General features: G+C 70.8%; 21 protein-coding genes. 4 read left to right on the forward strand and 17 right to left on the reverse strand.

Features of this window, described 5'->3' with window-relative positions; translation table 11 throughout:
- The 10 genes from gspF to WMF28_RS44180 all read right to left on the reverse strand — a co-directional run bounded on the left by gspF (position 1) and on the right by WMF28_RS44180 (position 10,726).
- Positions 1 to 1,227: a type II secretion system inner membrane protein GspF gene (gspF, locus tag WMF28_RS44135; RefSeq protein WP_437599772.1), complete on the reverse strand. Its 1,227-nt coding sequence runs from the start codon at positions 1,225 to 1,227 to the stop codon at positions 1 to 3.
- A gap of 8 nt (positions 1,228 to 1,235) precedes the next feature.
- The gene (gene gspE, locus WMF28_RS44140) at positions 1,236 to 3,011 is read right to left on the reverse strand and encodes a type II secretion system ATPase GspE (RefSeq protein ID WP_437599773.1); all 1,776 of its coding nucleotides are present in this window, start codon (positions 3,009 to 3,011) and stop codon (positions 1,236 to 1,238) included.
- Complete coding sequence (gene gspD / locus WMF28_RS44145; RefSeq protein ID WP_437599774.1) at positions 3,008 to 5,569, reverse strand: type II secretion system secretin GspD; 2,562 nt, start codon at positions 5,567 to 5,569, stop codon at positions 3,008 to 3,010. Before gspD ends, gspE begins: the two co-directional genes overlap by 4 nt.
- 54 nt (positions 5,570 to 5,623) lie before the next feature.
- Positions 5,624 to 5,905: a hypothetical protein gene (locus WMF28_RS44150; protein ID WP_437599775.1), complete on the reverse strand. Its 282-nt coding sequence runs from the start codon at positions 5,903 to 5,905 to the stop codon at positions 5,624 to 5,626.
- Positions 5,906 to 5,968: 63 nt separating this feature from the next.
- Positions 5,969 to 6,943, reverse strand: coding sequence for a type II secretion system protein GspC (gspC, locus tag WMF28_RS44155; protein ID WP_437599776.1), 975 nt, complete (start codon positions 6,941 to 6,943; stop codon positions 5,969 to 5,971).
- A gap of 208 nt (positions 6,944 to 7,151) precedes the next feature.
- A complete protein-coding gene (locus WMF28_RS44160; protein ID WP_437599777.1) occupies positions 7,152 to 8,564 on the reverse strand; it encodes a sigma-54-dependent transcriptional regulator in 1,413 nt (470 codons plus the stop codon).
- A gap of 128 nt (positions 8,565 to 8,692) precedes the next feature.
- A complete protein-coding gene (locus WMF28_RS44165; RefSeq protein ID WP_437599778.1) occupies positions 8,693 to 9,250 on the reverse strand; it encodes an isochorismatase family protein in 558 nt (185 codons plus the stop codon).
- A gap of 2 nt (positions 9,251 to 9,252) precedes the next feature.
- A complete protein-coding gene (locus WMF28_RS44170) occupies positions 9,253 to 9,696 on the reverse strand; it encodes a hypothetical protein (RefSeq protein WP_437599779.1) in 444 nt (147 codons plus the stop codon).
- Between the two features lie 14 nt (positions 9,697 to 9,710).
- Complete coding sequence (locus tag WMF28_RS44175) at positions 9,711 to 10,094, reverse strand: (2Fe-2S) ferredoxin domain-containing protein (RefSeq protein WP_437599780.1); 384 nt, start codon at positions 10,092 to 10,094, stop codon at positions 9,711 to 9,713.
- A 32-nt stretch (positions 10,095 to 10,126) separates the two neighbouring features.
- Complete coding sequence (locus WMF28_RS44180; RefSeq protein ID WP_437599781.1) at positions 10,127 to 10,726, reverse strand: hypothetical protein; 600 nt, start codon at positions 10,724 to 10,726, stop codon at positions 10,127 to 10,129.
- A gap of 115 nt (positions 10,727 to 10,841) precedes the next feature.
- Here WMF28_RS44180 and WMF28_RS44185 point away from each other — a divergent pair, with 115 nt between their 5' ends.
- Entirely contained in the window at positions 10,842 to 11,522 is a 681-nt protein-coding gene (locus WMF28_RS44185) for a TetR/AcrR family transcriptional regulator (RefSeq protein WP_437599782.1), read from the forward strand.
- A 23-nt stretch (positions 11,523 to 11,545) separates the two neighbouring features.
- Here the strand turns inward: WMF28_RS44185 and hisN are convergent, their stop codons facing one another.
- From hisN to WMF28_RS44215, 6 genes are all read right to left on the reverse strand, one after another.
- Positions 11,546 to 12,343: a histidinol-phosphatase gene (hisN, locus tag WMF28_RS44190; RefSeq protein ID WP_437599783.1), complete on the reverse strand. Its 798-nt coding sequence runs from the start codon at positions 12,341 to 12,343 to the stop codon at positions 11,546 to 11,548.
- 206 nt (positions 12,344 to 12,549) lie between these two features.
- Positions 12,550 to 13,620 (reverse strand): hypothetical protein, encoded by a 1,071-nt coding sequence (locus tag WMF28_RS44195; RefSeq protein WP_437599784.1) that lies wholly within the window; start codon positions 13,618 to 13,620, stop codon positions 12,550 to 12,552.
- Positions 13,621 to 13,650: 30 nt separating this feature from the next.
- A complete protein-coding gene (locus WMF28_RS44200; RefSeq protein WP_437599785.1) occupies positions 13,651 to 14,352 on the reverse strand; it encodes a hypothetical protein in 702 nt (233 codons plus the stop codon).
- 353 nt (positions 14,353 to 14,705) lie between these two features.
- Positions 14,706 to 16,913, reverse strand: a complete 2,208-nt coding sequence (locus tag WMF28_RS44205) for a hypothetical protein (protein WP_437599786.1) — start codon at positions 16,911 to 16,913, stop codon at positions 14,706 to 14,708.
- A complete protein-coding gene (locus tag WMF28_RS44210; RefSeq protein WP_437599788.1) occupies positions 16,910 to 18,325 on the reverse strand; it encodes a hypothetical protein in 1,416 nt (471 codons plus the stop codon). Before WMF28_RS44210 ends, WMF28_RS44205 begins: the two co-directional genes overlap by 4 nt.
- 678 nt (positions 18,326 to 19,003) lie before the next feature.
- Complete coding sequence (locus WMF28_RS44215) at positions 19,004 to 20,131, reverse strand: hypothetical protein (RefSeq protein WP_437599789.1); 1,128 nt, start codon at positions 20,129 to 20,131, stop codon at positions 19,004 to 19,006.
- A 386-nt stretch (positions 20,132 to 20,517) separates the two neighbouring features.
- Between WMF28_RS44215 and htpG the strand changes: the two genes are divergently transcribed.
- Positions 20,518 to 22,509, forward strand: coding sequence for a molecular chaperone HtpG (gene htpG, locus WMF28_RS44220; protein ID WP_437599790.1), 1,992 nt, complete (start codon positions 20,518 to 20,520; stop codon positions 22,507 to 22,509).
- Between the two features lie 161 nt (positions 22,510 to 22,670).
- On the forward strand, positions 22,671 to 23,693 hold the full coding sequence (locus WMF28_RS44225) for a twin-arginine translocation signal domain-containing protein (protein WP_437599791.1): 1,023 nt from the start codon (positions 22,671 to 22,673) through the stop codon (positions 23,691 to 23,693).
- Positions 23,694 to 23,739: 46 nt separating this feature from the next.
- Here WMF28_RS44225 and WMF28_RS44230 read toward each other — a convergent pair whose 3' ends face one another.
- A complete protein-coding gene (locus tag WMF28_RS44230; RefSeq protein ID WP_437599792.1) occupies positions 23,740 to 24,600 on the reverse strand; it encodes a tetratricopeptide repeat protein in 861 nt (286 codons plus the stop codon).
- A 185-nt stretch (positions 24,601 to 24,785) separates the two neighbouring features.
- Here WMF28_RS44230 and efp point away from each other — a divergent pair, with 185 nt between their 5' ends.
- A complete protein-coding gene (efp, locus tag WMF28_RS44235; protein WP_437599793.1) occupies positions 24,786 to 25,349 on the forward strand; it encodes an elongation factor P in 564 nt (187 codons plus the stop codon).
- Positions 25,350 to 25,380 lie beyond the last annotated feature (31 nt).

Consider the following 25,380-nt stretch of genomic DNA (forward strand, 5'->3'; position numbering starts at 1 on the left):
CTACCCGACGAAGTTCGACATCTGCATGAGCGGCATGAGGATGGATATCGCGATGAACGCGACCGTGCCGCCCATGATGACGATCATGAGCGGCTCGAGCAGGCTCGTGAGCACCTGGACGCGGGTCTCGACCTCGGAGTCGTAGGCGTTGGCGACGTTCTCCAGCATCGCCTCGAGCTGCCCGCTCCTCTCGCCGATGGCGATCATGTGGATGACGATCGGCGGGAAGCGGCCGCTGCGCTTCAGCGGATCGGCGATGCTCTGGCCCTCGCGGATCGAGCCGATCGCGTCGGCGATGACCTTCTCCAGGGCGGCGTTGCCGAGCACGCTCCGCACGATGTCCATCGCGCTGAGGAGCGCGACGCCCGACGAGAGCAGGGTCGCGAGGGTCCGCGCGAAGCGCGCGATGGACAGCATCTGGATGAGCTTGCCGAAGATGGGCGCGCCGAGCACGAACGTGTCCCACTTGAGGCGCCCCTTCGGCGTGCGCAGCCAGCGGCGGAACCCGTACACCGCGGAGACCATCACGATCAGCACGAGCCACCAGTAGCTCGAGGCGAACGCCGACGTGCCGATGAGCGCCGAGGTGTACCAGGGCAGCGTCTGGTCCATCGACGCGAAGATGTCCTTCACGTTCGGCACGACCGCGATCATGAGGACCGAGATGAGCCCCATGCCGATGATCGCCATGAGCGCCGGGTAGGCGAGGGCCGCGGTCACCTTGCCGACGAGCTTCGCCTGGTTCTCCATGAAGACCGTGAGGCGGAGCAGCACGCCCTCGAGCGTGCCGGACGCCTCGCCGGCGCGCACCATGCTGACGTAGAGCGGCGGGAAGACCGTGGGGTGCCCCTCCAGCGCCTTCGCGAAGCTCGTGCCCTCGCGCACCTGCTCGCGCACCTGCGTGAGGGCCCGCTTCAGGGACTCCTTCTCGACCTGCTCGATGAGCGCGTTGAGCGACTCGAAGAGGGGGATGCCGGCGCCGATGAGCGTCGCGAGCTGGCGGGTCATCATGGCGACCTCGGACGTCGAGGGGCGGCCCGCGAAGGCGAAGAGCTTGAGATCGCGCTTCGCCTTCGCCTTCGCGGCCTGCTCCTCGGTCGCGCCGGTGAGCATGATGCCGTCCTTGCGCAGGGCGACCCGGAGGGACTTCGCGTTCTCCGCGTCGCGGACCCCTTTGACCGGTTTGCCGGTGCCGACGAGGATGCCTTTGTATTCGAATACCGCCACGGCCTTCCCTACTCGTCGACGATGACGTCTTCCTGCGTCGCCGCGAGGACCTCCTCGACGGTGGTGATGCCCTTGAGCACCTTGCGCGCCCCGTCGTCGCGGAGCGTATCCATCCCCTGGGAGATGGCGACCCGCTTGATGGTCTGCGCGTCTGCGCTCTTCAGGATGAGCGGACCCACGGCGTCGTCGATGACCATCAGCTCGTAGATGCCCCGCCGGCCGACGAAGCCCTTCTGGTTGCAGGCGTCGCAGCCCCCGGGTTTGTAGAACACCGCCCGGTCGAGGTCCTGCCCGATGTAGTCATATTTCTGCCCGTGCACGCTGTAGCGGTTCGAGACCTTGCGCCGCACCTTCCAGGCGATCCGGTCCTGGTCGAGGCCGAGCTGCTGGAGCTCGTAGTCCGAGGGGCGGTAGGCGACCTTGCACGCCGGGCAGAGCAGGCGCACGAGGCGCTGGGCGAGGATGCCGATCACGCTGCTCCGCACGAGGAACGGCTCGATCTCCATCTCGACGAGGCGCGTCACGGCGCCGGCCGCGTCGTTCGTGTGGATGGTCGAGAGCACGAGGTGGCCGGTCAGCGACGCGTGGATGGCGATCTCGGCGGTCTCCTTGTCGCGGATCTCGCCGACCATGATCACGTCCGGATCCTGGCGGAGGAACGCGCGGAGCGCCGAGGCGAAGGTGAGCCCGATGCCGGGGTGGACGTGGATCTGGTGGATGCCGCCGATCTCGTACTCGACCGGGTCCTCGGCGGTGAGGATGTTCCGGCTCGGCTCGTTGATCCGGTTGAGGCAGGCGTAGAGCGTCGTCGTCTTGCCGCTGCCGGTCGGGCCGGTGACGAGGATGATGCCGTCCGGCCGCTGGATGAGCGCGTCCATGATGGCGTACTCGCGCGGCGCGAAGCCGAGGTCGTCGAGCCCGAGCAGGACCGACGCCTTGTGCAGGATGCGCATCACGATCCGCTCGAAGCCGCGGCTCGTCGGCACCGTCGAGACGCGGATGTCGACGCTGTTGCCCGCGATCTTCAGGGTGATGCGGCCGTCCTGGGGCAGCCGCTTCTCGGCGATGTTGAGCGACGCCATGATCTTCACGCGGGCGATGATCGGCGCCATGAACTGCTTCGAGGCGCGCTTCGCGATGTAGAGCTCGCCGTCGATCCGGTAGCGGACGACGACGTCGCGCTCCTCGGGCTCGATGTGGATGTCGCTCGCCCGCTCGCGGACCGCCTGCGCGAAGAGGCCGTTGACCCAGGCGATGATCGGGGCGTCGTCGTCCGAGTCGATGATGTCGACGAGGTTGTCCTCCTCGAGCGCCGTGTCGCCCTCGAGCTTCGCGCCGCCGTCCTCCTTGCGCTCCCAGATGCGGTTGATCGCGTTCAGCACCGCGTCGCTCGTGGCGACCGCGATCTCGACCGGCTTGCCGAACAGCGCCCGCACGTCGTCGATCGCGGTCGTGTCGAGGGGGTCGGCGACCGCGCAGTAGACGACCCCGTCCTGCTCGGCGAGCGGCAGGATCTTGTGCTGCTTGGCGTAGGTGATCGGCACCCGGCTCGCGAGCTCGAGCGGCACCGCGTCGATGTCGATGCGCGGGAGGAGGCCGACCTCGCACTCCTCGGCGAGCGCCTTCGCGATGCTCGCCTCGTCGGCGATGTTGGAGGAGACGATGAGGTCCGCGAGCAGCTGCCCGCGCTCGCGGACGGTGTCGTAGAGCGGCGCGAGCCGCTCCGCGGGGACGACGCCCCGCCGGACCAGGATCTCGCCGAGGTACTGCTGCTGCATGCTCATTCGACGCGCTCCATCTGCCGTCCGCCGACCGGTCGCCGCGGGCGCGCCGGCGGCGCAACGTTCGGGGGCGGGGGCGCGTCGCCCTCCATGTCGACCATACCAGGAGCCATCGGCCCGCCGGCCTTGCCGCCGAACGTCGGCAGCCCGACCGGCTCCACCGGCGCGTGCTCCTGCGGCACCCTCGGCCGCGCCTCCTCCTCGAGGCGCGCCCGCTCCTCCTCGGTCAGGATCGACTGACGGATATCCTCGACGAGCCCGTTCGCCCGGCTGAAGTCGCGCGGCGGCTCCCAGGCGGCGCTGTCGCTGAAGACGAAGTAGCGATCGATGAACTCCTGTCGCTCCTGCATCTTGCGCTCGAAGATGGCCCGGAGGTCCTCCTGGTCGCGGATGACGTAGGGCGTCAGCACGAGGAGCAGGTTCGCCTTGGTCATGGTCTTGACCCGCTGCCGGAACAGGAATCCGAGCACCGGGATGTCCCCCAGCACCGGGATCTTGGTCTCCTGGCTGGTCTGGGCGTCGCGCACCAGGCCGCCGATCACCACGGTCTGCTGATCCCTGACGACGAGGGTCGTGCTCGCGGTGCGCTTGTTGATGGGGATCGCGCCGAGCGCGCCCAGGGGGGCGCCGGCGTCCGAGATCTCCTCGGTGAGCTCCAGCCGCACCTGGTCCGAGTCGTTGACGTGGGGGATGACCTTGATCTTCGTGCCGACGTCCTGGCGCGCGGCCGTGCCGCCGAGCCCGCCGAGCCCGCCGAGCAGGCCGCCGAGGCCGCCGAGCGCCCCCGCCGCGCCGCCCGCGCCGCCCGCGAGGCTCGCGAGCTGGCCGAGCCCGCCGCCGCCCACGTTGGTCTGGAGCGGGATGTTCTGGCCGATCGAGATCTCGGCCGGCACGTTGTCGGTCGCGAGGATGTGCGGCGTCGCGAGGATGTTGGAGTCGCCGTCCTGGGCCAGCGCGTGGAGGACGACGCCGAACGCCGGGATCGAGATGCCCGTCCCGAGGATGTTGCTCGTGCCCTGGATCTCGGGGCCCCGGACGCCCAGCGCGAGCGCGCCGAGCTGCGTCGGCAGGCCGCCGACCGAGGGGACGATGTTGTTGCCGCCGTAGATCACGCTGTCGTCCGCCGCCTGGCCGGTGAACGGCGCGCCGGCGTGGTAGCCGATGCCGAAGTCGAGCGAGCGCTTGACGTCGACGTCCATGATCACGGCCTCGATGAACACCTGCCGCCGCGGCTCGTCGAGCTGGTCGATCACGGTGCGCAGCTGGGCGTAATCGTGGGGCGACGAGGTGATGAGGAGCTTGTTGCTCGCCTCGTCGCAGGTGACCTTGACCTGGCCCTCGAAGATGTCGTCGGTCGAGCCGGGCACCGCAGGCGCGTTGCGCGCGGCCGCCCTGCCGCCCACGGCGGCGCCGCCGCCGCCGCCCCCGCTGCCGCCGAGGACCTGGTTCAGCGTCGCCGACAGCTCCTTGCAGCCGGCGTGCTGGAGCGAGAGCACGTGGACCTGCCCCTCCCCCGACTGCGGCACGTCGAGGCGCTTCAGGATGCCGAGGACGCGCAGGTAGTCCGGCTCGGAGGCGGTGATGATGAGCGAGTTGGTCCTGTCGTCGGCGATGATGCGCGCGCCGGTGCCGCCCGCGCCCGGAGCGCCCCTGCCGGCCCTGCCGCCGCCGCCGCCGCCGGCCCTCGGGTCCACGATCTCGTTCAGCTTCGTCGCGACCTCCGCGGCGGAGCCATAGTGGACCGGCTGCACCCACAGCTGGTCGCCGGCGCCGCCGACGTCGATCTCCTCGACGATCCGGAGCATGCGCTGGATGTTCGACCCGGTGTCCGTGATGATGAGCAGGTTGCCGGGCGGGTAGACGGTGACGTCGCCGTCCTTCGATTTGAACTTGGTCAGGACGCCGCCCGCGTCGTTGGCGTCGATATGGGACAGCCGGTACAGGCGGGTGACGAACCGGTCCTCCGCGGGCACGGGCGCGGCGGTGCCGAATATGGGGGTCGTCTCCGAGACCGCGCCGGGCGTCTCCACGATCTTGAGGAAGCGGCCGTGGGGGATGACGGTGAGGTCGTTCGAGGCGAGGATCGACAGGAACGCGCTGTACGCCTCGGCGACGGTCACCTTCTCCGGCGCGTACACCGTGGCCTTGATCTGCCGGAGCTTGCCGCCGTAGATGAACCTGCGCCCTGTGATGTTGCTGATCGCCTTCACCAGCTCGGGCAGGTCGGCCTCGTCGAGGTTGAAGCTGACCTTGTAGCCGCCGGGCTTCGGCTTGAACTCGATCTCCTGGACCCCTTGCTTGACCCCGGCGAGCGGGTCGTCCCCCGGTTCGCCCGCGGCGCCCGGCGCGCCTGCAGCGGGAGCGCCCGGCGCTGTCGAGGGGGCCCCGGGGCGGCCGGGCGCCGGCGTGCCCTGGCCAGGGGTCCGCAGCACGGGGGTGCTGCGATTCGCGGGCTGCGCTGCGGCCGGCGGGGCCGCCGCGGCGAGCACGAGCGCCGCCACCGGCGCGGCGAGGAGCCTCCTCCGGAGGCAGCAGGGTCGCTCGAGGGTCGTCATCACCATCAGTCGGCTCGATATTCTCTGCGTGGGGTTGGTATGGAGGGGGGGCGGCGCCGCTCAGTCGGCGCTCGGCGCGCCTTCGCGCTCGGCCGGCGAGGGGGGCCGCGGCCGCTTCGAGCGGGATGTCCTGCCCAGGGCGCTCTTGCTCGTCCCGGTGGTGGCCTCGCCCTCGGCCTGCTCCGCCGTGTCCGACGCGGATCCATCGGCGCCGTGGGGCGGCAGGACGGTCTTGGCGACCGACACGAGGACCAGGCTCGTGACCCCGACGAACGTGAGTGAACCGAGGACGAACGTGCCGATATACACCAGCGTTCGGCGGAGCAGGCTCCCCTCGTTCAATCTACCTATCCATCGCGCCATGCCACTACCCTGCTTTCGTCCCTGGAATTCAGTCCGCAGCGCTCATTTGATGTTGAAGTCGATGTTCATCGGCTTGCCCTTGCGGTTGATGCTCACCGTGAGCCGGTCCGCCGTCCGGAGCCGCGCATAGGCCTCGAGGGCCTTCTGCGGATCGCTCATCTCAAACCCGTTGATGCTGGACAGCCGATCGCCGTTCTCCAGCCCGAGCGTCCCGAGCAGCGAGTCCGGTCGAATCCCGAAGAGACGGATCCCGACCACCTTGTCGCCTTCCTTTTCGGGGACGATACGCGCAGAGCGCATCAGCTCGCCCTGGTTCTCGAGGATATGGTCGACGGCGCTGCGCTCCACGTTGAACTCCGTCTCGCTCACCCGCTGGATCTTCGAGGCGATCTCGGGCGGGACCTTCTTGCCGCCGCGGGCGGTCGCCTTCGACGTCGTGGCCGTCGGCGCGGGCGCGGGCGTCGGCGCCGCGGCGGTGCGCGCGCCGGCGTTCTTGCCGCCCACGATGGACTGGCACCGCGAGCTGCCGGAGGTCAGCCAGACCCGGTCCCACCCCACGTAGTAAACGGTCTGCCCGCTGATCTCATCCCCCTGCCGCCGCAAGATCGCCTTGCCGTCCGAGCCGGCCATGGCCGCGAACGACCACTCGGGATCGTCGGCCTGCGTGATGAGCAGGACGCGGGCGCCGTCGCACGACGGGTCCGCGTACGGGTCCTTGTTGTTCATCTCCTGCTCGATGGTCGGGAGCTCGACCGGCTTGCCGTCGAGCGGCCCGGTCACCGAGTCGAACGGGTTGCGCGAGAGGATCGGCCCGGCGTGCGTCGCGTGGTCCGTGTTCGCGGTCGACCCGAACGACGGCGATCGCGGCGGCGGGCTGACCGGCGCCGGCGGCGCGTCGACCGCGACGCTCGAGGCCACGAGCTGACCCATGCCAGACGCCTGGAAATAGGCGGCAAGCGCGATCAGCACGCCCAAGAGCCAGGGAAAATACCGCTTCAGGATCGCGTCGATGCCCATGCGCCCATGCTCCTCTAAGCGGGTTCCATGCCAGGGGTCAATCGCTGGCAGTTCCCCCGCTTTTTCACGGAAATTCGGAGGTTGCCCCGCCAAGGTGACGCACCCGAGGCGCGCGGGACAGCCTCCCTTGCCAAAGTGACAAGCGGATCTTCACGGGGGGTGCCGGCGCGCCGGAGCGCGCCCGGTCCGCCGGGCGGCGCGCGCGGGGTCACTCCAGCTCGCCGAGCTTTCGGTAGATCGTGCGGGTGGAGATGCCGAGCAGCTGCGCGGCCACGGACTTGTCCCCGCGGGCGTGCCGGAGCGTCTCGCGGATGAGCCGGCGCTCGACCTCGTCGAGGGGCGTGCCGACCGAGAACGTGAGCGAGCTCGGCTCGGCGGGGGCGGCCTCGCGGATGAAGTCGGGCAGGTCGTCGACCGAGATCTGGTCGCCGCGGCAGAGCACCACGGCGCGCTCGATCACGTTCTCGAGCTCGCGGACGTTGCCTGGCCACGTGTAGTCGGTCAGGCGCGCGAGCACGTCGCGCGGCGCCTCCAGGCGGGGGCGGTTGTTCTTCGAGCAGTAGACGCCGAGGAAGTGGTCGACGAGGAGCGGGATGTCCTCGCGCCGGGTCCGGAGCGGGGGCGCCGTGATCGCGATCACGTTGAGCCGGTAGAACAGGTCCTCGCGGAAGCGCCCCGCGGCGACCTCGGCGCGGAGGTCCTTGTTGGTGGCCGCGACGACGCGCACGTCGGCGCGGACCGTGTCGCCGCCGACGGGCTCGTACTCGCCCTCCTGCAGCACGCGGAGGAGCTTCACCTGCACCGCCGGCGAGAGCTCGCCGATCTCGTCGAGGAACAGCGTGCCGCCGGCCGCCTTGGCGAAGCGGCCGTCGCGCTTCGCGAGGGCGCCGGTGAACGCGCCGCGCTCGTGGCCGAAGAGCTCGGCCTCGAGGATGGTCTCCGGGATGGCCGCGCAGTTGACCGCGACGAACGGCCCCCGCGACCGCGCGCTGCGCTCGTGGATGAAGCGCGCGAGCAGCTCCTTGCCGGTGCCGCTCTCGCCGAGCACGAGCACCGTGGCGCTCGAGGGCGCCGCCTGGGTCGCGATGTCGAGCACGCGGCGGAGCGTCGGGCTCGAGCCGACGATCTCGCGCTTCATGAGCAGCTTGATCTCTTGCCGCAGCGAGCGATTCTCGGCGACGAGCGACTGGCGCTCGGCGGCCTTGCGGACGCTCTTGATGATCGTCATCCGCTTGAGCGGCTTCTCCACGAAGTCGTAAGCGCCCTCGCGCATGGCCTGGACCGCGGTCTCGACGGTGCCGTACGCGGTCATCATCACGACCTCGGTGTCGGGCGCGAGCTGCTTCAGCGCGCGGAGCAGCTCGAGCCCGCTGACCCCCGGCATCATGAGGTCGGTGAGGACGACCTCGACGCGGCGGCTGCGCACGATCTCGAGCGCCGTCTTCGCGCTGTCCGCCGTGATGACGCGCATGCCGTCGCGCTGGAAGATCTTCTCGATCGAGGCGACGTTCGACGGCTCGTCGTCGACCACGAGGACCGTCGGCGCGCCGGGCGGCGGCGCGGCGCCGGCGGGCGGCGGCGCGCTCGGGGGAGCTCCGCCTTGTGCCAGATCGTCAGCCATGCGTCACCATGTCACAGGCGGCGCCGCCGTGTCCAGCTGAGCACGAGTCTGACAACGTCCGAGCCGGCGGCTGACAAATTGACACGGCGACCTTGTCGCCGCGCGCTGCGGCGGAGAGGGGGGCCGTCTCAGCGGATGAGCTTCGACAGGTGCTTGAAGTCGTCCGTTCCGGCGACCCTGAGCCAGTCGAAGACGACGGTCTCGGCGGTGGTGATTGTGGCGCCTGCGGCGCGGCAGAGGTCGAGGCCGGCGAGCCGGTGGTCGTCGCGGCGCGAGGCGACGCCGTCGAGCGGCACGTGGACCGCGACGCCGCGGGCGGCGAGCTCGCGCACGGTCTGGAAGACGCAGACGTGCGCCTCCATGCCGACGACGATGGCGGCGCGGGGCGCGCGCTCGTTGAAGGCGCGCTCGAAATCGAGCGCGTCGCAGGCGGAGAACTCCAGCTTGTGGATGACCGGCGCGCCCGCGTGGGCGAGCTTCTCGGCGATGGGCGCGACCGTGCGCCCGAGCCCGGCGGGGTACTGCTCGGTCGCGATGACCGCCGCGCCGAGCCGCCGCGCCGCCTCGATCAGCACCGTGGCCGCGCGGGTCAGGGCGTCCATCTGGGGCGCCGGCATCGCGGCCGCGAGCTTCTCCTGGACGTCGATGACGATGACCGCGCTGGTGGAGGGGTCGATCCTTCGCATGGCTACCTCGTGGTCCGGAAGCTCCTGAGGAACCGGAGCAGGTCGCTCCGCAGGTCGAAGCGGAGGAGCGCCTCGCCGAGGACGGCGCCCCCGTCGCCGACGAGGACCCCGGGCAGGACGGTCATCGACGCCAGGAGATCGCGGGGGCGCACGGTCTTCCGGCCGGCGAACGCGCAGCGGCGGCCGTCGTTCGCGGTGAACTCGAACGAGTAGGGCAGGGTGCCGGTGCGCGCGAGATCGAGGCCGAGCCGCCCGGACAGGTAGCGGTGGTCGGCGAACCCCTCGGCGTCGATCTCGCCCTCGATCTCGACCTCGGGCCTGCGCAGGAAGTCGAGGAGGCCGCGCGAGCGCGCGCGGATGGTGAACGACATGGGCCGCTCGTCGGCGGGGGACTCGACGAGGTGGAAGCTCCCGGCCATGGTCTCGCAGAACTCGAAGCCGCGCATCACGCCTCCGCCCATCACGCCTCCGGGGGCGCGCCGCGGGGCGGCGCCGGCAGCGGCGGGCCGGCCGTGGCCTCGGTGAAGTCCTCGGGCGGGAGCACGAGCCGCTCGACGCGGCGGCCCGCGGCGAGGGCGTCGACGATCTCCGGGATGTCCGCGGGGGTCACGCGGCCGTAGAAGTAGCCGTCGGGCTCGACGGCGATGACGGGGCCGACCCAGCAGACGTCGAGGCAGCTGGCGGAGCAGGCGCGCGCCTCGAGCTTCGCGAGGCCGCGCTCGGCGAGGGCGGCCTTGAGCTGCGCGTGGATGCCCTCGGCGCCGCGCTGGGCGCAGGAGCCCTTGGGGACCCCGTCCGGGCGGCGGTTGACGCAGACGAAGAGGTAGCGTTTTCGCTGGGGCACGGGGCGGATCCTCGTGCGGGGCGGGCGCCAGGTCAAGCCAGGCGCCGGCGCAGCGCGAGGTTCACGAGCCCGATCGGCGCCACGACGAGCGCGAGCGCGAACCCCACGGCGCCCACAACGAGCCCCGCGAGGCTCGCGAGCGCGAGCCAGAGCACGTCGAGCGCCGTCGGGCTGGGAAAAGGCGCATCCACGCGCATCTCCCTGCGGAGATCGCCCACCGTGCGGCCCAGCAGCTCCTCGAAGGGGCGACCGTACAGGCTCTCGCTGCGGCGGCCGCGGAGGAACGCCCGCACCGTCCGGCGCGGGGACGTGAGCAGCCCCGCGAAGAGACCGCCCAGGTTGAGCTGCCACGCCGCGACGAAGTCCTTGCAGCCGGCGCCGAGCTCCCAGGCCGAGATCTCGAACTCGCCGATCGTGTTCGTGTCGTAGCCCGTGAGCACGTGGTGCAGGTCGTGGTAGCGCACCGCGCGCACGCGCCCCTGGGTGTTCGGGAACGGGACGGGCAGCGGGCCGAGCTTGAAGTCGACCCACGCATCCCCGTACCCGCCGTCTGCGCCGAACCGGTTCACCTCGAAGTAGATCGCCCGCGCCTCCCGCATCGTGAGGCCGTCGTCGTAATGCACAAGCGCCATGGCACCACCCTCGTTCAATGACTTCAGTCACTGACCATGGTCATTCATCGAGGCTGATCTGTCAAGGGGATCCGGCTTGACTCGGGGACAGGTGCGGCAACACATTGCGCAGTCGATGAGCAAGGTCAGTCAGATGGCGGCGAAGCGCCGGAAGGGAGCCGCCTCGCCGGACGCGCCGCCGGCGCCGGCGCCCGAGCGCGGCGGTCGCGCCCAGCAGAAGCTCGACACCCGCCGCCGGATCCGGGACGCCGCGTGGGCGCTCTTCACCGAGCTCGGTTACGACGGCACGACGACAAAGGCGGTGGCGGAGCGCGCGGAGGTCGCGGCGGGGACGGTGTTCGTGCACGCGCGCGACAAGGCCGACCTGCTCATGATGGTGATGCACGACCGGCTCGCGGCCGCGGTCGACGCGGCGTTCGAGACGCTGCCGCGGAGAGAGCCCCTGCTCCCCCAGCTGCTCCACGTGTTCCAGCGGCTGTTCGCGATGTACGGCGAGCAGCCGGTCGTGTCGCAGGCGTTCGTGAAGGCCTTCCCCGGCGCGTCAGGCCCGAACGGAGAGCGGCTGAACGCCCTCACGTTCGCGTTCCTGCACCGCATCGCGGGCCTCGTGCGCGACGCCCAGGCGCGCGGCGAGGTGGGCTGCGACATCGACCCGCTCGCCGCGGCGCACAACGTGTTCGCCCTCTACTTCGCGGCGCTCCTGTCCTGGCTCAGCGGCTTCGTGACGCTCGGCGCAGCGCTGGACCCGGTGCTGAAGAACGCCCTCGCCCTCCAGTACCGAGGGCTCCGGGCATGAGGCAAGGCTCCGGCGCGCCGGCGTCAGCGAGCGTCCCGCTCCGGTAGGCCGGCGCGGAGCGCGGCGAGCACCTCGGCGTGGGCGCGCGGGTCGCCGGCGGCCACCACATCGCCGGCGCTCGCCGCGTCGAGCGGGCGCCCCTCCCAGTCGGTCATGATCCCGCCGGCGCCGGTGATCACGGGGACGAGCGCCGCGAAGTCGTGGAGCTTGAGGCCGTGCTCGACGACCACATCGATGCTGCCGCTCGCCACGAGGCCGTACTGGTAGCAGTCGCCGCCGTAGCTCAGGAGCTTCGCCCGGGCCGCGACCGCCCCGAAGGCGCGCGCCGCCGCGGGCGGGAAGTACTGCGGGCCCGTGGTGGAGAGGCGCGCCAGGGACAGCCCCGCGCAGGCCCGGACGCGCGCCGGGCTGCCGTTCCAGAGCGTCGGCCGGCCCAGGGCGCCGAGCCAGCGATCGCCGAGCACGGGCTGGTCGATGACGCCGAGCACCGGCTTCCCCCGGTGCAGCAGGGCGATGAGCGTTCCGAAGAGCGGCTTGCCCGTGATGAACGCCTTCGTCCCGTCGATGGGATCGAGCACCCACACGAGCTCTGCCCCCTCGTTCTCGCGGCCAAGCTCCTCTCCCACGATCCCGTGCCCCGGCGCGCGCGCCGCGAGCAGCTCCCGTATCGCCGCCTCGGCCTCGCGATCCGCGACCGTGACCGGGCTCGCGTCCGCCTTGTCGTCGGCCTCGATGCCCTTGCGGAAATACCGCCGGATCACGGCGCCGCTCGCGTCCGCCAGCCGCTCGGCCAGATCGATCAGGTCTTGGGAAGGCGTCATCGTCTCCTCCGTGGGGCTCGAGGTGATCCTGAGGGGCGCCATTGGAGTACGCGTGGCGCCCGCCCACCGCAAGAGGCGCCTTGCCGTCGGCGGGCGGGAGGAAAGTGAGCAGGAGCGACGCCCGAGCGTGCAGCGGTGGCGACGCTCGGAACGCGCGCCGAGGCACGGAAGCTGGTGCGCGACATCGGTGGCCTGCTCGCCCTGCGTCATGGCATCAGGCCGAGCGCGAAGAGCGCATCCGACCAGAGCGGCCAGAGCGTGCGGTACGGGTGCGTGGCCAGCACCACGCCGCCACTCGGGAGGCGCCGGACGTGGAACCGGGCGTGGTGGACCAGGAACTCGAAGTGGTCGAGGGTGATCTCGACCTGCGAGAGGGGCGAGCCGTTGCCTGTCTCCGTGCCCTGCTCGTCGCGCCCCCTGAACGGGAGCGTCCGCTCGTAGATCTCGCGCGCGCGCGGCTCTGCGGCGCGCCACGCGCCGTCGGGCACCGCCGCCGCTGCTTCGAGCGCCTCGAGCAGGGCGGAGGGCGGCGTCGCCAGCGCCTTGAGAACGGTTTCACGGGAGAGCGAGCTCGAGTGCCCGCTGCTATGTCTCAGCGCAACGCACGCCCCAGGCGGCGCGGCTTCCACCCGCGCGCGGAGCGCTTCCACCGACAGCCCCGCGGTGCGCGACACCCTGTCCTTGTCATGGAGGCAGATCCACGAGAGGGCGAGATCGCGCGCGATGTCGCGGGCGTCCGCGTTGTACGTCGCGCACAGGGCGACCGGCGCGAGCCAGGTCCGCGCCGTCGTGCAGCCGCCGGTCGGGACGCGCCCGCTCGCGTCCGGCGCGCAGAGGCGGAGCAGGACATCCTCGATGTCTTCCAGCGCCATGTGCCACGCGAGCACGGCCTCGGCCTGCACGGAGCGCGGGCCCCTCCCCAGGGCGAGGTCCATGTGCATGGGGGCAAAGGCCTCGATCCGGCGGCCGTGCATGTGGATGGGGCCCATCGGCTTGAGACGCTCGCTCCTGTCGGTGAAGCAGCGAAGGATGCAATGGACGAAGTGTTCGTGACTCAACGATGCGACGAAATAGGTTTCCGCGTCGGTGCGCCCGAAGTGGGCGCGGAGCATCGCGACCACCTCGTCCACGGAGGTCGTGTTGCATTCCGTGTCGCGGTCCATGATCGCGCGCATACTGTACTGTGGCTCCTTGATGAGGGCCGACAGCGCCGCGCCGAACGCATCGACCCTCTGTGCCTCGTCACACCAGGCGAAGAAAAACGGCCCTTCTCTCATCGCTCGATCATCCTCATGAGGTAGCCTGCGTCAGGACAGGAGGCCGAGCACGAACAGCGCGTCGGCCCAGAGCGGCCAGAGCGTGCGGTACGGGTGCGTGGCCAGCACCACGCCGCCGCTCGGGAGGCGGCGGACGTGGAAGGGGGCGTGCTCTTCGAGGAAGCGGGTGTGCCCGCGCGTCGTGATGTCCACCCAGAAGGCGGGGGGGACCTCCCCCGCGTCTTCGTCGTCAAGCTGGCGGCGTAGCTCCAGGAGCTCGCGCGCCTTCGGCTCGACCGCGCGCCACGCGTCGTCGGGCACAGCCGCGGCCTCGAGCGCATCGAGCAGCGCCGCCGGCGGCGTCGCGAGAACCTTCAGCACGGTCTCACGCGAGAGCGAGCCTGTGAGCTCGCTCTCGCATTTCATGGACACACGCGCGCCGCGCGGCGCGGCTTCCACCCGCGCGCGGAGCGCCTCCAGCGGCGTGCCCGCGATGCGCGGGACGCGCTCCTTGTCGTGGAGGCTCACCCAGGAGAGGGCGAGATCGCGCGCGAGCTCCGCGGCGTTCGCGTTGTAGGTCGCGCACATCTCGACCGGAGCGATCCAGTCCTCCTTGTCCGTGCACGCGCCGGTCGGCACGCGCCCGCTCGCGTCCGGCGCGCAGAGGCGGAGCAGGAGGTCCTCAATGTCGCCCTGAACCAGATGGTAGGCGACCGCGGCCTCGGCCTCCACGGAGCGGGGGCCCTTGCCCACGGGAATCTCGTAGGGGTAAAAGTCCCGCTTGCGTTCGCCCGCATCCACCCTGAGGGGGCCGTAAGGATGGCGACGTTCGCTTTCTTCGGGGTAGCACGCGAGGTCGAACCTCATGACGCGCTTGGAATCGTTCGGCCTCACGCTTGAGCCCACGTGAGCGCTCTTCAAACCTCCGAAGTGGGCGCGTACCATGGCGAGCACCTCGTCGATGGAGCACGTCTTGCACGTTAGGCTCGCACTCATCCCCAAGCTGATCATATACCCTGGGATGACCAGCGCGGACAGCGCCGCCGCGAACGCATCGATCCGTTCTGGCTCGTCGCACCAGGCGACGAATTGAGGTCCTGAATAGCTCATAGCCGGATCACCATGATGGGTTTGTTGAAACCCTCGAGGGTAACGGTCTCGCCAGCATCCCAATCGAACAGGTAGCCGTCCTTCACGGTAAACTTGTTCGGATCGAACTTCGCCCCCTGCTCGATGATGATCTCGACCCGCGCCACGTCTCCATCGAGCCTCCTCTTCTTCAACGCCTCCATCGCATTCAAAAGCTGATCGCGCACCTTGAAGAAGGGGATCGTTCCGCCGCCCTTGGCCTCACTCACGATCAGCTTGTGCCCGCTGGATATCGACAAGAAGTCGGGCGCTGCCCCCTCGCTACCCCCAGCGCTCGATTCCCTCGGAATCTTGAGCACGTCGCGCACGCCGTCGTCGCCGACCCCGATGAGCGATCGGCCGTCGTCCACCAGGAACTTGGCCGCCTTCTTCTCGAAGATGTCCACATCGAACTTGGTGATCGCCCCGGTGAGCCCCTTGTACCCCCTGACGCGGTTCGTTTTCACGATCTTGGCGAACGCCTCCTCGATCTCGGCGATCTCCCCGGCCACCCGGATCGCGGACGGCCTGAGCCCCCCGCTGGTCTTGATCACCCGCCACATCGGCCCGACCGCCCCGAGCCCGAAGCCCAGCCCCGAGAAGATCCGCTCCTCGTCGCTCAGCTCCTGCCCCGACGGCAGGCACCACGCCTTCCCGGTGACCGCCTCGCACAGATCGAGCGCCGGCCCCACCACCGGCACGAAGCCGACTCCGATGCGCGTCGTCGCATGCACGAGCGTCTGCATCACCCCCGCGTACGCCTCGAAGCCCTCGCCGACCGTCGACATCGCCCCCGCGAAGGCGCTGATCGTCTGGTAGAGCTGCGTCTGCTCCAGGTCGAGCCCGTCCCCCGTCCACTGGTTCAGGCTGTCCTTCATCTGGTCGGCCAGCGCGTCGAACCGCGGCTTCAGCACCCTGTCCACCTGCGCCCGCAGGTCCGCCGGCACCGGCGAGTCCTCGAACCAGTCCGACGCATCCATGAACTGCCGCACGAACCCGGTGATCCGGTTCTGCGCCTTCAGGAACGCGTTCGTCTCCGCCAGCGACACCCCCATCCGGTCGCGCAGCGCGATCTCCAGCGCCGCGCTGTTCGCCCGCCACGCCCGCACGTTCGCCACGAAGTCCGCCCGAAGGACCACCACCCGGCCGCTCACGTCCGCCTCCAGCGCCGCGAGCACCGCATCCGCGTACGCCGCGTACGGGTCCCTCCCCTCGTCGAACGCCCCGTCCACCTCCGCGATGTCCGGCACCTCGACCCACGGCACCTCGCTCTCCCCGAGCGCATACGCGCCCGGGTCGTCCGGGTCCCATCCCTCGGCGCGCGCGTCCTGCGTCGCGAGGTCCGCCACCTCGTCCGCCTGCGCGCCGAACTCGTCCATCAGCCGCGCGAGCTCGTCCTCGAGATCGCTGACGCTCTTCTTCAGGTCGTCGACGAGCTGCTCCATCGCCGCCCGCGTCTCCGCGCCGACCGCGTCCTTGTACCGGTCGAGGATCGCGTCGAGATCGGTTCGCGAGATCTCGTCGAGCGGCCGGCTGACCAGGTCCTTCAGCTCGGTGTCGAGCTGCTGGAGCAGGTCCATCTTCTCCGCCAGGCGCGCCACCCGCGGGGCGTTCGCCACGAGCGTCCTGCGCTCCTTGGCGATCTCGGCGAGCAGGATCTCGATGTCGCGCGCGAGCGCCGGGTTGATCTCCGCTAGGCTCAGGTCGAGGGTCGTGTCGCCGGAGAACGCCACCCCGCGCCGCCGGACGTCGAAGAGCGGCTTGTTCAGCCCGAGCGGCACCGACACGAGGTTCACCACCTCGCGCGCGTTGACGCAGGTGTTGTCGCCCCCCTCCCTGCTGACGTGGAAGTGGAAGTCGTTCATGCCCATCCCGAGCAGCACCGAATCGAACGCCGCCTCCATCCGGTTGCTCTCCGAGCCGTCGTCATGGAACGCGAACTCGCCCGGAACCTCGTAGGTGGGAAGCGGCGTATCGTTCACGCGGAAGTACGGCGCTCCAGGGTTGAGGAGCTCGGGGGTGAGACACCCCGGGTTGAACTGGGTGGAGACCCAGTCGAGGGTGTACGGCGTGCCGGCCCGCGCCAACGAGGGCGCCACCAACACCGCCGCAGTGATCAGCGCGACGAGCTTCTGCAGCGCCGCGGCACTCCAGCCAGGCCGCGCAACGTCCTTCGAGGCTCTCATGTCCCCTCCGCGCCGCGCACGGCGGCGTCATACGCAACCGCGGCGCCCTTCACATCGCCCGCGTCGAGCCTCGCCTGCGCCGCGTCGAGCGCCGCCGCGGCCATCCCCTTCTCCCGCAGCGCCGCGAGGCCCTCCGCGATCTTCCGCGGCAGCCCCGTCCTGAGCTCGACCTCCGCGGCGTCGAACCGCTCCCGAAGCGCCGCGCACCCGGCCTCGCGCCACGACGACCCAGCCGCCCCGCAGAGCGGCCGCATCTGCACGAGCCCCGCCAGCTCCCCGCACCGCTCGGCGAGCAGCGGCAGCCCGAGCTTCTCGCTCACCGGCGGCGCCGCCGACAGCGCCGCGACCTGTGCGCGCGCGCGTTCCCCGAAGATCTCCGACGCCTTGCGGGTCCGTGCCCCTGCGATCGCCTCGCGCGCCCCCTCGTCCATCCGCAACACGCGGAGCGCCTGCCGGCGCAGCGCGATCCCGCCGAGCAGCGCCGTCGCCGTCGCGTCGCTCCGGGCGACGCGACCCTTCACGTAGCCCAGCATCGCGTTCAGCGAGCGCAGCGCGCCCGAGGTCATGTCCGGCAGCACCGCGCCGTGCGTCGCGAGGAGCTCCCTGTGCGGCGCCATCGCCTCGTCGAAGGAGGCCGCGAAGACCTGGAGCGCCGCCGACGACCTCAGGATCTCGGCGGTGAGCTCGCCGGGCGCCCGGCTCGCCTCGCGCGCCGCCGCGAGCACCGCCTGCTCCACGCCGTCGAGGCCGTCGATGTCCGACCGCGACGCCTGCGCCGAGAGCGCCGCGTACGCCGCAGTCTCCGCCGCCTCGGTCGCGCGGTACGCGGCGAAGCGCGCCGCGACGCCCGCGTACTTCGATCGCAGCGGGGCCGCGTCGCTCCGGGCCTGGTCGAAGACCGCCTGCACGACCGCCATCGCCTGCTTGTCGGCCGCGAGCGCGGCGGCGAGCGGCTCCGTTTCGGCGCTCGCCTTGTCGATCATCGCCGCCTTGAAGCTGCCTGTCGCGTCGACCGGCGCCTGCGCGAGCAGCGCTCTCTGGCGGTCCGTCGCCTCGTCGAGCAGCGACTCGAGCCTGCCCGCGAGCGTCGCCCGCAGCGACTCGGCGTTCCTCGCGTCGTCCCGCACGTAGTCGATCGCTTCGTCCACATGGCCGAACCAGACGCCGAGCGAGGTGCCGCTCGCGACGATCTCCTCCAGCGTCTTGTTGGTCGGCCACGTGGCCCACACCTCGATGGGCAGCGCGCCATCCTTCTCGGCCTGGGTCCACGCGGCGCCAGGGCCCAGGTTCTCGCCCACGCAGTGCTCCTCGCCGCCCACCGCCGCCGCGCAGAAGCTCCCGAACGTGCGGTCCTCCCGCTCCCACAAACACCCGGGCCCCGCCGCGCCAAGCGCCAGGACGCCGACAGCCACCGCAAGGATCGTCCTCCGTCGCCACGGTCTCGATCTCTCGCTCATGCTCATTCCCTCCACCCCGCGACTTTTCTCGCCCGCGCACGCTCGTCCGCACCACCCCCCGAGGCAAGCATTCCCACGAGAGCGGTAGGACATTGCTCAGCCGAGGCGCGAGCCCATGGCGAGACGACGCTGGAGCCGCTCCGCAGGCGACGAGCCCAGGGCGAGACGACGGCGGAGCCGTCGGATAAGGCGAGGTCCGGCGGCGCAGGAGCTGCCGACCGCCTCGGAAGGGCTGCGCCCGCGGCGACGGCCGAGGGGAACGGCTCGGAACGCGGCTCGCCGCGGGAACATCGCGTTTCCCCGCCGTGGCAGCGCGATTTGGGGGAGCGCGGGGGCCTCTTTCAGGTTCGGCCGGCGGTCAGCCGCCTTCGGCTCGATCTCCGCGTCCCGCAGGGCGCTCGCGACCCGCTCGCCGCTCGTCACGAGCACGGAGGGGTCCTCGGGCACGGCCCCGTCCAGCCGCAGCTTGCCGCCTCGCAGTGCCCCGGCGCGAGCTCCTCACCCCGGCGCGTCGCCCGAGCGGGCGCCCGACGACAGGCTCGCTCGGAGATACGATCCCAGGGGGCCTGTGCCCCGCACCCCCTCCGGGGGGTAGTCGGCCAGGACCGGCCGCGCGTACGCGTTGGCCCCGCGTCAGCGCCGCTTCCGCGGATCGCCCCGGAGGATGGGGTAGGCCATCAGGAGGCTCAGCCACACCACAATGAACTTCGGATCGGCCAGCGTCTCGAACGGGATCTCGAAGCGCTCGCTCGTGGACTCCACCTTGCGCTGCTGCGCCTGCGCCGCCGCGGGGCCCACGACCGCGGGCAACCGCCTCCTGCCGCCCTCGATGCTCGCGCCGCCGGCCGCGGGCAGATTCGGCAGCAGGGCGCCCTCGGCCGCCAGCGCCTGCTCCTCGGGCGTCCGCCGCGTCACGAGATCCGGATCGATGATCACCGCCGCCGGCGCGATCTCCTCGGGACGCTCGGCGCCGGGCTCGTCGCGACGCTCGGCGTCGGAACGCTCCCCGGTCGCGATCCGCCCGTCCCCCTCCGGCTCCTCCGGGCGGTCCAGCGGGGCGTAGCGCGGTGCGATCTCGCCCCGCTTCCGGTCGCGGAGCTCGACCGTCACGCGGGTCGGGATGTACAGGCGCCGCACCTCCTCGACCGTGACCACGGTGGCCTCGGCCGACCCCCCGGCGAGCTCGGGCACCTTCGCGCGCGCGGCGTCGATCTCCGCCTGCTCCGCGTCCATCGCGGCCCTGCAGCTCGGGAGGGACGGGTCGAAGTCGAGGCCGACGGCGCTGCTGTCCCCCCTTCTCTGCTCGGGGCTCGCCGTGCACTCCTGGAGCACGCGCTCCGCGACGGCGTCGTCCTCCCGGTGCAGGAGCCCGAGCGCGATCTCCTTGCGATCGTCGATGGTGTTCGCGACCTCCGGCCGGGCGACGAAGCGGTAGCGCACGCGGAGCGCGACGTTGCGCCGCCCCGACGCCGTATCGACGACGGTCACGGCCTCCTTGACGAGGTTGTCCATGGTCGCGCCCTGGACCTCGCGCCGGCTCACCATCACCCGGGACCGCCGCAGCCCCGTGAACACCGAGCGCGTCTGCGCCCGCACGCGCTCGAGGATCTTGAAATCGCTCGTCTCGGCCGGGACGTAGATGTAGCCGTCGAACTCCATCCGAGCGGGCGGACGCTTCACGTTCTCGTTGCCCGCCGTCTTGCCCCGATCGCCGCACCCCGCGAGCGCCACTACCCCGACGAACGGGATAACGCGGAACACTGCACGGAGAAGTACTACCACAACGGATCTCCCCGACGGCGAGGGTGCAATCTCGGTGAATCTAGCGCTGCCGCCCTTCTGAAGAAACCCTTACCCTCCGGAAAAGCCGAGCGAGGATGCGGGGATCGCGGTGCAGCGACCTGAACGTCAGGACCCGGCGCGCAGCTCCCGACCTCGGGTCAGGTCTCGACCTGTGACCCCGCGAGCCCCCACCTCGGCAGCGAGCGCCATCGCCGGTGAGCCCCGCTGCGTGAGCCGCCTCGCGAGCGCGCGCCGTGGAGGGGGGAGCGCCGAGCAACGCGACGCCCCGCGGCGTGGTCCGCATGTCGCTCCGCAGCGCGCCAGGGGATTGCCCTTTCGAAAATCGGATCCATTTGGTCGCCGAGATGAACACGGAAAGCCAGAACCCCGAAACCAGCGGTGCCACGCCCTCTGCCGAGCCCACGGGCGCGGCTCCGGGCCCCCAGCCGCCCGCGTCGACCGCGTCCGAGGAGGCCACGGCGGCCGGCGCGGTCGAGCTCCCCTTCCAGGCCGAGGTGCAGCAGGTCCTCGCGCTGGTCATCAACTCGCTCTACGCGAACCAGGAGGTCTTCCTGCGCGAGCTCATCTCGAACGCGTCGGACGCCCTCGACAAGGGCCGCTTCCTGGCCCTCACGCGCGAAGGCGTCGCCGAGCAGGCCGGCGAGCCCGCGATCCTCATCACGCTCGACGACGACGCCCGGACCCTCACCATCGAGGACAACGGCATCGGGATGACCCGCGACGAGGTGGTGGAGAACCTCGGCACCATCGCCCGCTCGGGGTCCCTGGAGTTCCTGAAGGCCAACGCCGAGGCCGCGAAGCAGAAGAAGGACGGCGGCAAGCTCCAGCTCATCGGCCAGTTCGGCGTCGGCTTCTACGCCGCGTTCATGGTCGCCTCGCGCGTCGACGTGCAGACCCGCTCGATGCTGCCGGGCGCCGAGCCCGTGCTGTGGCGCTCGTCCGGCGCGGGCTCCTTCACCGTGGCCCCCGGCGACCGCGAGCACCCCGGCACGAAGATCGTCCTCCACCTCAAGGAGGACGCGCGCGAGTACGCGAAGGCCTGGCGGGTCAAGGAGATCATCCGCAAGTACTCCGACTTCGTTCATTTCCCCATCAAGGTGAACGACGAGGTCGCGAACCGCTCGGCCGCCCTCTGGACGCTGCCCAAGTCGCAGATCACCGAGGAGCAGCACGCGGAGTTCTTCCGGCACGTGACCGGCGGCTACGAGGGCGACAAGCCGCTGCTCACGGTGCACCTGTCGATCGACGCGCCCGTGCAGTTCCACGCCCTGCTCTACGTGCCCGAGAAGGCGCCGGCGGACATGTTCCACAAGGACCGCAGGGCGATGCGCCTCTACGCGAAGCGGGTCCTCATCGTCGAGGAGTGCGACAAGCTCACGCCGATGTACCTGCGCTTCCTGCGCGGCGTCGTCGACTCCGAGGACCTCTCGCTGAACGTCTCGCGCGAGATGCTCCAGGAGAACCGCACGCTCTCCCAGATCGAGCAGCAGATCGTCAAGCAGGTGCTCAAGTCGCTGAAGGACCTCTCCGAGTCGGATCCCGAGCGCTACACGACCTTCTGGAAGGAGTTCGGCCGGGTCATCAAGGAAGGGGCCACCAGCGACTGGAAGAACAAGGACGCGATCGCCGAGCTCTGCCGGTTCGAGTCGATGAACACGGAGGACGGCAAGTTCATCTCGCTCCGCGACTACGTGGAGAAGATGCCGGAAGGGCAGAAGGAGATCTACTACGTGACGGGGCTCGGCCGCCGCGCGGTGGAGCAGAGCCCGCACCTCGAGGCGTTCCGGAAGCGCGGCTACGACGTGCTCTTCCTCGTGGATCCGGTCGACGAGTGGCTGGTGAAGGCGCTGAACGAGTTCGACAAGCGCCGCCTCAAGAGCGTGACGCACGGCGACGTCGACCTCGGCGGCGAGCCGGAGAAGAAGGACCAGCCGGAGGAGTCCGTCGACGCGGCCGTGGCGGCGGTCAAGGCGGCGCTGGGCGACCGGGTGAAGGACGTGCGCGTCTCGCGGCGCCTGACCGACAGCGCGAGCTGCCTCGTCGCCGCCGAGGGCGACCCAGGGGCGAACCTCGAGCGGATCATGAAGCTCATCGACCAGAACACCGAGGAATCCAAGCGGATCCTGGAGCTCAACCCGGGCCACCCGGTCGTGAAGAACCTCAACATCCTGGCAGGGCGCGAGCCCGGCTCGGAGCGGGTGCAGCAGTGGTCCGAGCTCCTCCTCGACCAGGCCCTCCTCGTCGAGGGCGTGGTGCAGGAGCCGGCGAAGCTCGTCCGGCGCATCCAGGACCTCCTCGCGCAGGTGAGCACGGCGGCGGTCAGCAGCAACTCCTGAATCGGCGAGCGGGCTGAAGCCAAAGCCACCAGGACGCCACGAGCGCCAAGGGGAGCAATCCTCTTGGCGTTCTTGCTTCCGGGCTCCGGCGCCCTCTCGGTTTCTTGGCCCGGCTCGGGCGCCCGGGGTACGCGCGGGTGGCATCGGACGAGGTCGCCAGGATGTCCCGCTTCGCAGCTCCCGCGCTCAGCCGTCGGACCTTCCTCCATGCGCTCGGCGCGGCGGGGGGCGCGGTGGCCGCGTCCGCGCTCCTCGGGCCGGCGCCGGCGCTCGCCAGGGGGGCCTCGAAGGTGAAGCGCGTCGAGGCCTCGGACATCGGCGTGACGCTGAAGCTCGAGCTGTCGCACGCGCCGTTCCCCTGCGACGGGGCCCCGTACAGGGACGCGACGGTGCTGGTCTTCGTGCCGGCCCACTACCGCGCGCCGGAGAGCGGTGAGCTCGACCTCGTGATGCACTTCCACGGTCACGTCACGACCGCGGAGCGGGCCATCGCGGCGCACAAGCTCCGCGAGCAGCTCCACGAGAGCAAGCAGAACGCGGTGCTCGTCGTGCCGCAGGGCGCGGTGAACGCCGCCGAGTCGCCCCCGGGCCAGCTGGGGCAGCCGGGCGGCCTCCGGCGGCTGTGCGGCGAGCTCGCGGCGGTGCTCGCGGGCCCGGCGGCGCGGCGGGCGCTCGGCGACTGCGCCGTCCCGAGGCAGGCGAAGCTCGGGATGCTCTGCCTGTCGGCGCACTCGGGCGGGTACCGCGTCGCGGCCGCGTGCCTCCGCCACGGCGGCTGCGAGGTGAACGAGGTGTACCTGTTCGACGCGCTGTACGGGGAGGTCGACGCGTTTCGCGACTGGGTGCTCGCCCGGAAGGACAGGTCGGGGCGGGACAGGCACAAGCTCATCAGCCACTTCGTCGCGGGCGACGTGCGGCGGCTCAACCTCGAGCTCGAGCGCGCGCTCGAGGCCAAGGGCGTCGCCTGCCTGCACGAGCGCCGCCCGGGCGAGCTCTCGCGCAAGCAGCTCCTGAACGGCCGCGCCATCTTCATCGAGACCGCGCTCGCGCACAGCGCGGTGACCTTCCAGCAGAACGCGTTCCGCGATTGCCTGTTCGCGTCGGGCCTCCGCCGCCAGCTCCGATCCAGCTGGTTCAAGAGGAAGAACGAGCCGCGCCAGATCGACGTGCGCCCCCCGTCCTGAGGCGCCGCGCCGGCGCGGGCGTCAGCGCCGGGCGCGGCGGCGGGCGTCAGTGCCGGAGCGAGACGTCGGCCAGCGCGAGGCGCGCGTCGTTGATGTACGCGCTGTCCGGGAAGCGGCGAATGAACGACCGCAGCGTCGTCTTCGCGTCGTTCCAGGCCTGGATGTCGAGGAGGCACTCGGCGAGGAGGAAGGTCGCGTCATCCATGACCTCGCGGTCGGGCGACGCCTCGGAGAGCGTCATGAGCAGCGGGATCGCGTCGCGCTGCCGGTTCAGCCTGCGGTAGGCGCGCGCCAGGTTGAGGCGGGCCGACGGGGTGTGCGACGCGGTCTCCTTCTGGCGGATCGCGTCCTCGAAGGCGACCGCGGCCTCGTGCCAGCGGCCCGTCCGCATGTGATCGAGGCCCGTCTGGTACGATTTGATCGAGAGCTCCGAGCGCGCCTTGTCGACCGCGTCCGTGAAGAAGGCGAGCTCGGCCCGGGTGAGCGGCGCCTTGCGCAGCGCCTCGAACCCCTCGAGCACCTCCTGCCGCCGCTCGGCGCGGATGAGCTCGTAGAAGGCCGCGGCGTCGCTCTCGGCCTTGGCGCGCGCGTCGTTCCGCTGCTGCATCTCCTTGAGATCCGCCTCGTGCTTCGCGATGCGGTCCCGGGCGCCCTTCGTCTCGGCCTGGACGGCGTCGACGCGCGCGTCCCAGGCGAGCTTGACCACGCCGATCACCACGATCACGAAGAGCAGGTTCGCGCTCGCGCTGTTCCAGAAGGCGCGCCGCTCGTACGCCATCTGGCGCTTGGAGATGCTCTTCAGGTCCGCCGCGAGGGCGTTCGTGAGGTTGTTCGTCTTGATGATGAGCCCACGGGATTCCACGATCTCACGCTTGATCTCCCGGAGCTCGTCGTCGAAGTCGTGCATTTTCAGGTCCTGAAACCGCGCGCTGTGCAGGGGGCCACGCTCGTGCTAAGGGGGCCGCGACGCGGACCCCTTAGCCGCGCCCCGGAGGCCGCGGACGCGGGCTCCCGGGCCGCGCCAGGGGGCCGATGACGCGGATCCCCGGCCTCGCCGACAGGCCGCCCTTACGCTACCAGGAAGCTCTGCCCATGGACACAAGCGACATCCGAAAAGGCCTCAAGATGATGGTCGACGGCCAGCCCTACTCGGTCATCGACTTCCAGTTCGTCAAGCCGGGAAAGGGGCAGGCGTTCACCCGCGTCAAGATCCGGAACATGGCGACGGGCGCGGTGCTCGAGCGCACGTACAAATCGGGCGAGAAGCTTGAGCCGGCGGACGTGGAGGAGCGCAGCCTCCAGTACATCTATCCCGAGGGCACCGACTTCGTGTTCATGGACCCGGCGACCGGCGAGCAGCTCACGGTCCCCGGCGAGAAGATCGGCGAGGATTCGCAGTGGCTGAGCGACGGGATGTCAATCGATGTGACCCTGTTCAACGGGCAGCCGATCGGCGTCAGCATGCCCCCGCACGTGGTGCTCCAGATCGTGACCAGCGAGCCGGGCGTGAAGGGCGACACGGCGAGCGGCGCCACAAAGCCCGCCACGGTGTCGACCGGCGCGACCGTGAACGTCCCGCTCTTCGTGAAGGAGGGCGAGTGGATCAAGATCGACACGACCGACGGCAAGTACCTGGAGCGCGTCAACAAGGGCTGACCCTCGGCTGACCCCCGGGGCCACGGCCGCG

The sequence above is a fragment of the Sorangium sp. So ce590 genome (genome assembly GCF_051521365.1).
In the GTDB taxonomy this organism is placed as follows: Bacteria; Myxococcota_A; Polyangia; order Polyangiales; family Polyangiaceae; genus Sorangium.